The organism is Bacillus sp. LR_5, from assembly GCF_042709275.1.
Genome location: NZ_JAVAXX010000061.1, coordinates 19,239 through 28,015, shown reverse-complemented (window position 1 = coordinate 28,015; position 8,777 = coordinate 19,239). Strand labels below are relative to the sequence as shown.

Here is an 8,777-nt window from a genome sequence, read left to right as displayed (position 1 = left end):
TTGAACTTAATGCTGCTTAAAGTGTAGGAAGCTTGGAGTAATGGAAAATTAAAAAGCCCACTCTCATGAGGTGGGCTATATCGATTGATCATCCCCTTAACCTCCGAGTGGCCTTTCAGATACTTGGATGCTAGATGGTGTATCTGTACTCCATTGCGTTAAAGCTACTCCACTTAAAATCACAGTTAAAATAGACACGCAAAGAACTAGTTTTTTCATAAGATTCCCTCACCTGATTCATTTTCTCTGTCTTGATCGCAATATACCAATTTATTCAGCGCAGTAGCAACCTTTTCTAAAGCAATCTTGCTCACCAACTCCTCTTCTGAGATATTATCTTAATCATAGGGATTTTTGTAAAATAATGTAATGATTTTGAGGATTGTCAATGAAACAAAAATGCATGTAAGAGCATGTTTATAATTTTGTCTCTAACCCTTTAATTTAAGTTCAAAAAGTTTAGAGTAGCCATCTGTTGAATCACTGGCTCCTTTTTTATTTTCTTTTCAGTAACATTTTGATCACATTTTTCTACTAAAGAGTGAAGAAAGAGGGGAAAAACATGAGAAAAAAGAACAACATGAAAAAATGGCTGTTGATGATTGCTGCATTCTTGATAATCTGTATCGCAGCAATCACTGTAATGATCTCAGGAAACAAAGTGAAATATGAGGGTAGCGGAAGAAGCGGACTGTGGGTTTCTAACCTTGAAAAATCAGACAAGACGTCAATTGTACCTAATTACTTTTTAAATTTGTATTGGCAGGGGAGTAAGAAAGACGAGAAAAGGACTGTTGTTGAAAGAATTACTCTGTATGTAGATGGCAAAAAGTATCAAGATGATAACATAGATGAGTACGACTTATCAGAATACACTGGTGAAGAAATGCCAGGGGGAGGACATATGGAGGACCACATCGCTACCTTTAATTATATGCCTGAAGATGAAGTGATAGGACATGATGTATTGGTGAAAGTGGAGTGGAAAACAGGCGAGAAAAAACAGACAGAAGAAATCAAATTACATAAGAAGCCATGGTATAAAAGATAGCTTATTTGATGAATAGATGACTACATTGGCGGTCACTTTTTTATTTGCGGAATTCTAGGCACAGCAATATGAAACCCTGCATAGGCTGGAATAAAAACTTGTTAATTTCTAAAACGAGGTGCTTGCTGTTGGAAAAACAACCAATCAATCATGATGACAGAAACGTGCCGCAGCCTATTCGAAGTGATGGAGCCGGAGCTATTGATGCGGGTCCGCGAAATATGATGCGGGATATTCAAAATCCGAATATACTTGTTCCGCCTCTTACAGACGAAGGGATGATACCTAACTTGAGATTTTCATTCTCAGATGCTCCCATGAAATTAGATCACGGCGGCTGGTCACGTGAAATCACCGTCAGGCAGCTTCCGATTTCGACCGCAATTGCAGGAGTAAATATGAGCTTAACTGCGGGAGGAGTACGCGAACTTCATTGGCATAAACAAGCGGAATGGGCTTATATGCTTTTGGGACGGGCCCGTATCACCGCTGTTGACCAAGAAGGACGAAATTTCATTGCTGATGTTGGCCCTGGCGATCTTTGGTACTTTCCCGCAGGAATTCCGCATTCCATTCAAGGATTGGAACATTGCGAATTTCTCCTCGTTTTCGACGATGGAAACTTTTCTGAGTTTTCAACGTTAACCATTTCAGATTGGCTTGCGCACACGCCAAAAGATGTTCTGTCTGCAAATTTTGGTGTGCCGGAGAATGCTTTTCACTCTCTTCCTTCAGAACAAGTCTATATCTATCAAGGGAATGTGCCGGGATCAATCGCCAGTGAAGACATTCAGTCACCTTACGGAAAAGTCCCCTTGCCCTTCAAATATGAGTTGTTGAATCAAACCCCCATTCAAACGCCTGGGGGGAGCGTACGAATTGTTGACTCTTCCAACTTCCCGATTTCTAAAAACATCGCGGCAGCACTTGTTCAGATTGAGCCTGGCGCAATGAGAGAGCTTCATTGGCATCCCAATAGCGATGAGTGGCAGTATTATCTGACAGGGCAGGGACGCATGACAGTATTTATCGGGAATGGGACTGCCCGCACATTTGATTATAGAGCAGGCGACGTTGGATACGTGCCTTCTAATGCTGGACATTATGTACAAAACACTGGTACAGAAACGTTATGGTTTTTAGAAATGTTCAAAAGTGACCGCTATGCAGATATATCCCTCAATCAGTGGATGGCATTGACGCCTAAAGAATTAGTGCAAAGCAACTTGAATGCTGGATCAGTCATGCTCGATTCTCTGCGTAAGAAGAAAGTGCCTGTTGTGAAATATTCCGACACGTAAAGAAGTTAACCGATCTTACAATGGCTTTCACTATTGTTTAGTTAAAAGCTCAGTAAGGCTGAATGTGGCCATGCGTATTTCATTAAAATAAATAAACAGTTATTAAATCCCTATGTATACGTTATGTAGGGTTTTTCTGCTTGCATTGTATTGTGATGGGCTTTAAAATGTTCATGTGGAAATGATAACCATTACTGATTGACCATTTATAGCGGTTTTCAAAATATTTAATCAGTTGATTACGTAAAATGAGAATGGCTTTAATACGGAGGGCGAGAATGAAAGCACTCACTTTCTTATCCAGTTTTACTGCTATTGGAATCTCAATATTGGGGCAATGGCTAGGAGTGTTGGATGATTCTTATGCTTTTGGTAATGCTTGGTTTGTAGGTGTTTTAGCTGGATTGATTACACTTCTAATTTTGATTGACAGTCAAGCCTTGACAAAAAGTTACATAGTAAGTTTAAGTACCATTTCAGGCATTCTGGGAGTAGGAATTTTATATCTTCCAGCTGCAATCATCAACATTTTTATTAGTATTAAATTGGACACGAAAAAGAAAGAAGTAGATCTTAATTGAAGATAAAAGATTCCTTAATTTATTTCTTAGGTGGGGAAGTGTATGGATTTATCCACATGGGCTTATATCATATTTACAATCATGGGTGCTGCAGGTTTCGTAAGTTTAATGTGGTTCAGTTATTTTTCTGACAAAGCTGAAAAGTAAAGAGATTTTCATTCAGATGCTACAATACCCTTTGCTGTTCTGCAAAGGGTTAGATGAATAAGCAATGTAAACCCCATTGTCTGAAGGAGTTTACATTGCTTAATTATTTCTGTTTACATAATAATATTATTTTAAATCAATCGTATAAAATAACTAATTAATCTATGTACTAAATATTCATTATATCTAGGGTGGATTGGCATTAAGAAAAAAACTTTGTTCTATCACTACATACGATTCTGTGCATCAAGAAGCTCAGGTGAATTATTTTTAGGTGAGTTCACTAATGGTGAAACCTCATATGCTTCCATGTCATCAGCATCATAAGGCAGGAGTAGGTTTTTCAGATCATCCGGATCTGTATTCAGAGGATTCAGCCATTCTTTTTCATGATCATGAGTCAATATAACCGGCATTCGGTCGTGTATATCTTTCATGAGTTCATTAGGCGTAGTTGTGATGATTGTACAGGTGTAAAGAGGGTCCCCTTGATGTGTTTTCCACTTTTCGTATAACCCGGCAAACGCAAAAAGAGCAGATGATTTCAGTTTGATCCGCATCGGAATTTTGGTTTTGGGATCAAGCCGTTTCCATTCATAAAAACTGTCGGCTGGAATGATGCAGCGTTTACTGACAAGCGGTTTTCGAAAGGCCGGTTTCTCGGTTATTGTTTCAGCTCGAGCATTGATCATTTTATAGCCGATCTTTTCATCTTTTGCCCAGGGAGGAATAAGACCCCATCTAAGCTTGCCTAGGCGATTATTTGATCCGTCATTGATGATTGCCAGGATGTTTTGTGATGGTGCGACATTATAGCTTGGATGGTATTCGTCTTTAGGCAAAAATTGATCGATGTCAAACTGGTCAATAATATCATCAAATGTAGAGAATAAAGTAAACCTGCCGCACATGTCCATCATCCTTTTTCGGGTTTTAGAATATTGTACAGGCTGGAAACATGAAAATCAAAAAGGCGAAACGGTTGCTGGCTAACAGTTGAATGTAAAGAAGCAATGTATTCATTCAATAGAGTGGCAGAACAATTGTAGAGATTATGTTTATTGGTTTTAAGATTCTGTAAACTTGATTGAATCGGGGTTCCATTATTTGTATAATGACTTTGCAGCTTAGGCTTTACATAACGAATGCGATAAGGAGGAAAATGAAATGAAGAAGATAGTGTTTGCTGTTTTGATGTCATTTTTCGCTTTTATCAGCTTAGTTCCAACAGTTGATGCTGCTGTCATCGATCATGACAAAGTAGTAGGGTTCAATGAAGTGGCTCCAACCTCTATTACTCAAAAAGCCGCAAAACGGTTCCAGCCGTATTTGAAGGTTTATAGCGGCTGTGTGCCCTTTCCAGCAGTAGATGCACAAGGCAATACGAGTGGCGGGTTACAGCCAACTGGAACGCCTGAAGGGAGTTGCAGCAAACATACTGGACAAGTTTATTCACGTTCTACCTGGTACAATGATGTGTGGGCAATTATGTATGCTTGGTATTTTCCGAAGGATGAGGCTTCCCCAGGTTTGGGTCATAGACATGACTGGGAAGGAATCGTAGTTTGGATCGACAATCCGGCTAATCAAAATCCGAAAGTTTTATCAATTGCATACTCCGGACACGGAAAATTTACGAATGTTCAACCAAATGAAAGCAATATGAAGGATACACATCCATTAATTGCCTATGACAGCACATGGCCTTTAAATCATGAACTGCATATTAGTGATCATGCAGGGGGCACTCAGCCATTAATCGGGTGGGAAGACTTAACACCGGTAGCGAGAAATGCTTTAAATATAACGGATTTCGGTAAAGCGAATGTCCCTTTTAATGATCCTAATTTCACAAATCACTTAGAAAAGGCATGGTTTAGATAATTCATAAAGTATGATGCTGGATTAGTCATTAGATTCATTCAGCATTTTCATGACAAGCTGAAGAAACTGACCCTAAAGACTTATTTAGTAAAGTTTATATTGATCAAAGTTTCCAATTCCAATATATTGAAATAAAAAGGTTGGAGGAAACGAAATGAAAAAGCTTTTAATGTTAATCTTAGCTTTGTTTTTGATGACAATCCATGCAGGGAATGCTTCAGCAGCTACTGTGAAAAATGAGGAAAAAGTTAGTTTTACGATGACAGAAAATCAAAAATCGTTCATGATGTATGATGAGTCAAATCCAAATAGGTTTCCGTCTCAGTTCGGGTACCGATTCACAATTTATGATGCAGAAGGATGCACAATTCATGCTAGAATGTTCCGCCTGTCTTTATCAGGATATGAAATCACGCTAAGTGAGAAAAATTTCACAGGCAACCATTTTGATTTAAGCGCAACTGATCAAGCCGAAGCAATGCCGTTCAAAAATCATTATTTAGAGCTAACGAAAGATCAAGACTGTGGAGAAGTGAAAGTTAAAGGTTTATACGGTTATCAGTTTGATAATGTATACGAATATTGATAAAAGTTTGAATGTGAAGGCCGATCTAAAACGTGGCCTTTTTTTACTGTCTAAAGATAAGAATGAAAAGGGCATTGATTCAATTGTTTTTTTATGCGCAGAAAGCTCTGATATGGGCATCTAGGGCGGGGAGCATTAGAGCCAAGCTTTCTTTTGTCTCTGCAGTTTAAATGAAGTAGAGAAAAAATGATTTGTTAAAATAAATATATAGTCACGATAACTCATTGCGAAAGGGGAATGTTTATGTCCAAGACAGCGATAGTTACGGGTTCTGCAGGAGGATTAGGAAGAGGCATCGCAGAGAGACTATGTCAAGATGGTTTTCGTGTAGTGTTGCATGATATCAATGATGCACTGCTACATGAAACTGTTTCAGATTTCAAGGAGAAACAGTTTCATGTGATTGGAGTGAAAGGTGATGTATCGAAACGTGATGACCAATACAATTTGGTTAAAGAAGCAGTAGATCAGTTTGGCCGTTTAGATGTTTTTGTAAACAATGCGGGTATTGAAGCTGTTTCACCATTTTTGGAGATCACAGAAGAACAGCTGAATAGATTATTTCAGGTTAACGTGAATGGAGTTGTCTTTGGCACTCAAGCAGCCGCTGATCAGTTTATGAAACAAAAAACAAAGGGAAAAATCATTAACGCATGCAGTATAGCGGGCCACGAATCATTTGACATGCTGGGCACTTATTCAGCGACGAAGCACGCGGTAAAGTCTTTTACACATTCAGCTGCTAAAGAACTGGCGAAGTATAAAATAACAGTGAATGCATATTGTCCCGGAGTCGCAAAAACGAAAATGTGGGACAGAATTGATGAAGAAATGGTGAAACACAGTGATGATTTGCAGCCGGGGGAAGCTTTTGAAAAATTTTCTTCGGAAATAGCCCTTAAAAGATATCAAACATCTGAGGATGTTGCTAATCTGGTATCATTCTTAGCTTCAGATGATTCAGATTACATTACCGGCCAGGCGATATTAACTGATGGCGGTCTAATTTATAGATGATAAAAAACAAATGTCATACAAAAAGAAGAATCTATTTTGAAACTTTGTCATATGGATAATTTTTACTTGCGATAACCTGATATAATAAGAAAGCCGGTTGAGAAGTTATTGTGAAAAAGAAAATACGCTTTTTGGTAAGATTGGTTTGATCGGCCCTTGACTTGAAGGAGTGTAACAAGATCGCTTAAAAATAGCCTATAAGTACAAAAAGAGGCTCGGCGTTTTTTTACGCAGGCCTCTTTTGTGTCAGTAGCCAAATACCAGAGTTGAACTTTGTGATCCGGCATATTTCGTGACAAATTCTTTTGTATACTCCGGCGTTTGGACACGGTAGCTGTAATTAGATCCGGGATTCCAGGAAGTCAGCGGAGAGGTTTGCTTGTTGAGAGAAGGGTAGCTGCCTGTATCCTTAAAATAACCAGTGCCCTTGTCATCGAGGATTCCGCCTTTTTCACTGCCTTTCCCAAAGTAATTATATTCGGAATATATTTTTGCTTTTGTGGCAATCGTAATCGCCTGATTAAAGTTGTTGCTGTAATTGTTTTTAACATGAAAATATCCGTATCTCATGAGACCCGGGCCTCTTACATACAAGTTCTCAAAATAATTGTTGGCGATTGTCATGTGAGGATAGCCGTCATATTGATGCTGTGAATCATCTGGGTATCCTAAAATCAAACCGTATTTATGATTCGCGAATTTTGAGTTGCTGATGGTGATATAATCTGCTGATTTTCCGATATACAAGAGTTTGTCCAAATCACTACCGCTTGCACTATAGCTGTGGCCTGAGAATGTGACGTGGTCAATCCAATAGTTGATGCCGGAATCTAAATAAAGCTGGATATCATTATTTCCATTTATCTGTGGACTGTGTTCAAATGTTAGATTTTGAAAAATGACGTTTCCAGAGGCAGATGAAGTTGTTAAGTAAATATTTTTTAGCGTTTTTTTCGCATAAGAGCCTACGAGTGTTTTATTTGAGCCAATGGTAACTGTTGTTTTCGAAGATGCGGAAAGATCATTTTGAAGCACTAAAATTTTTGGAGTGGATCCTCCTAGATGGGTTTTTAAATCATTTACGCTTTGAATGTAAACAATCTGACCGTTTTTTCCACCCGTTGTACTCGCTTTAGAAATGCCTTTTTCATTTTTAGCATTTCCGGCAAATCCTAAAAGGCCATTCGTTGAGGTATTTGGAAAATCGACGGCTCCAAACGCTTTTCCAGGCAAGAGAACCAATAACAAGCTGAACATGGCAAACCATAAACAAAATCGTTTCATCACAATATGCTTCCTTTCAAATGTAATAATTTCCTCGCAAGGATTATTATTACAGTAAATAAAAAGGAATGATAGGTTCTATCTTCCTAATTAATGCCGGGTTATTTAAAATACAGATTGCGCTAAAAGACACACTAACAATTGAAACAGAAGAAAGGATTGATGCACCGTTGACTGCAGCAGCTTATCGAAACACCTTGCTTTCACTTTTATGTTTAACAGCTGGAATCGTGGATGTAATCGGGTATTTAAGCCTGGGACATGTGTTCACAGCGAATATGACTGGAAATATTGTATTATTTGGGTTAGCGATCGGCAAATCCCTTCAGGTTACAGTTTTTAATTCTTTGACTGCGCTAATCGGATTTATATGCGGCGTGATTATTTCAACACTGATGGTCGGAAAGGCAGAGAATACCCTTTGGCCTTCTGCTGTGACAAAAGCGTTGGCACTTGAAGCATTCATTTTGTTTGTCTTTGCTTGTCTTTCTTTTTATTCGGCTTTTGTTCCTGTATACATTCTTATTATTCTCTTGAGCATTTCCATGGGGATTCAAACAATAGCAGCTAAAAAGCTGGGGATCGCAGGTATTTCTTCAACTGTGTTGACCGGAACATTGGCTTCTCTTTTAGAGGATTTATCCGGCCGTTTGTTTTTTAAGAAGCAGAAGAAGACATTCTTAAGAGATGCTGTGTTAAGAGCGCTGGCTGTTATCTTATATTGTGTGGGGGCTATTATTGTAGCTTTAGCTGAGCCTGATTTTTATGATATCATCATTTGGGTTCCGATTGTGCTGATATTTGGCATCATGATGACAGCTAAGTTGAAACTGAGCGGGGAAAAATAATAACTGATATCAGGCCAACAGCTCGTTTCATTTCGTTTATGGCTATGAGAATACAGCTCAGCAAATAAAAATAAGGAA

The 8,777-nt window shown here is 38.6% G+C and carries 10 protein-coding genes; 7 read left to right on the top strand and 3 right to left on the bottom strand.

The features are described from left to right. Window positions 1-96 precede the first annotated feature (96 nt). Complete coding sequence (locus RAC86_RS14845) at window positions 97-219, bottom strand: PhrK family phosphatase-inhibitory pheromone (protein ID WP_072566384.1); 123 nt, start codon at window positions 217-219, stop codon at window positions 97-99. A gap of 343 nt (window positions 220-562) precedes the next feature. Here RAC86_RS14845 and RAC86_RS14840 point away from each other — a divergent pair, with 343 nt between their 5' ends. The 3 genes from RAC86_RS14840 (at window position 563) to RAC86_RS14830 (ending at window position 2,933) form a co-directional block, all read left to right on the top strand. Next, a complete protein-coding gene (locus RAC86_RS14840; protein ID WP_072566383.1) occupies window positions 563-1,051 on the top strand; it encodes a DUF4944 domain-containing protein in 489 nt (162 codons plus the stop codon). Between the two features lie 122 nt (window positions 1,052-1,173). Then, the gene (gene oxdD / locus RAC86_RS14835; RefSeq protein ID WP_072566382.1) at window positions 1,174-2,352 is read left to right on the top strand and encodes an oxalate decarboxylase; all 1,179 of its coding nucleotides are present in this window, start codon (window positions 1,174-1,176) and stop codon (window positions 2,350-2,352) included. A 278-nt stretch (window positions 2,353-2,630) separates the two neighbouring features. Further along, a complete protein-coding gene (locus tag RAC86_RS14830) occupies window positions 2,631-2,933 on the top strand; it encodes a hypothetical protein (RefSeq protein ID WP_041520976.1) in 303 nt (100 codons plus the stop codon). A 374-nt stretch (window positions 2,934-3,307) separates the two neighbouring features. On the opposite strand, the gene RAC86_RS14825 is transcribed toward RAC86_RS14830, so the two are convergent. Next, window positions 3,308-3,991: an SOS response-associated peptidase gene (locus RAC86_RS14825; protein WP_072566381.1), complete on the bottom strand. Its 684-nt coding sequence runs from the start codon at window positions 3,989-3,991 to the stop codon at window positions 3,308-3,310. 256 nt (window positions 3,992-4,247) lie between these two features. Between RAC86_RS14825 and RAC86_RS14820 the strand changes: the two genes are divergently transcribed. The 3 genes from RAC86_RS14820 to RAC86_RS14810 all read left to right on the top strand — a co-directional run bounded on the left by RAC86_RS14820 (window position 4,248) and on the right by RAC86_RS14810 (window position 6,567). Then, window positions 4,248-4,964, top strand: coding sequence for an NPP1 family protein (locus RAC86_RS14820; RefSeq protein WP_072566380.1), 717 nt, complete (start codon window positions 4,248-4,250; stop codon window positions 4,962-4,964). 154 nt (window positions 4,965-5,118) lie between these two features. Beyond that, a complete protein-coding gene (locus RAC86_RS14815) occupies window positions 5,119-5,550 on the top strand; it encodes a hypothetical protein (RefSeq protein ID WP_072566379.1) in 432 nt (143 codons plus the stop codon). Between the two features lie 243 nt (window positions 5,551-5,793). Next, window positions 5,794-6,567: an acetoin reductase gene (locus tag RAC86_RS14810; RefSeq protein WP_072566378.1), complete on the top strand. Its 774-nt coding sequence runs from the start codon at window positions 5,794-5,796 to the stop codon at window positions 6,565-6,567. Between the two features lie 246 nt (window positions 6,568-6,813). Here the strand turns inward: RAC86_RS14810 and RAC86_RS14805 are convergent, their stop codons facing one another. Next, window positions 6,814-7,851, bottom strand: coding sequence for a polysaccharide lyase family 1 protein (locus RAC86_RS14805; RefSeq protein ID WP_014114006.1), 1,038 nt, complete (start codon window positions 7,849-7,851; stop codon window positions 6,814-6,816). Between the two features lie 170 nt (window positions 7,852-8,021). Between RAC86_RS14805 and RAC86_RS14800 the strand changes: the two genes are divergently transcribed. Then, window positions 8,022-8,699 (top strand): YoaK family protein, encoded by a 678-nt coding sequence (locus RAC86_RS14800; RefSeq protein WP_072566842.1) that lies wholly within the window; start codon window positions 8,022-8,024, stop codon window positions 8,697-8,699. Window positions 8,700-8,777: the final 78 nt, after the last annotated feature.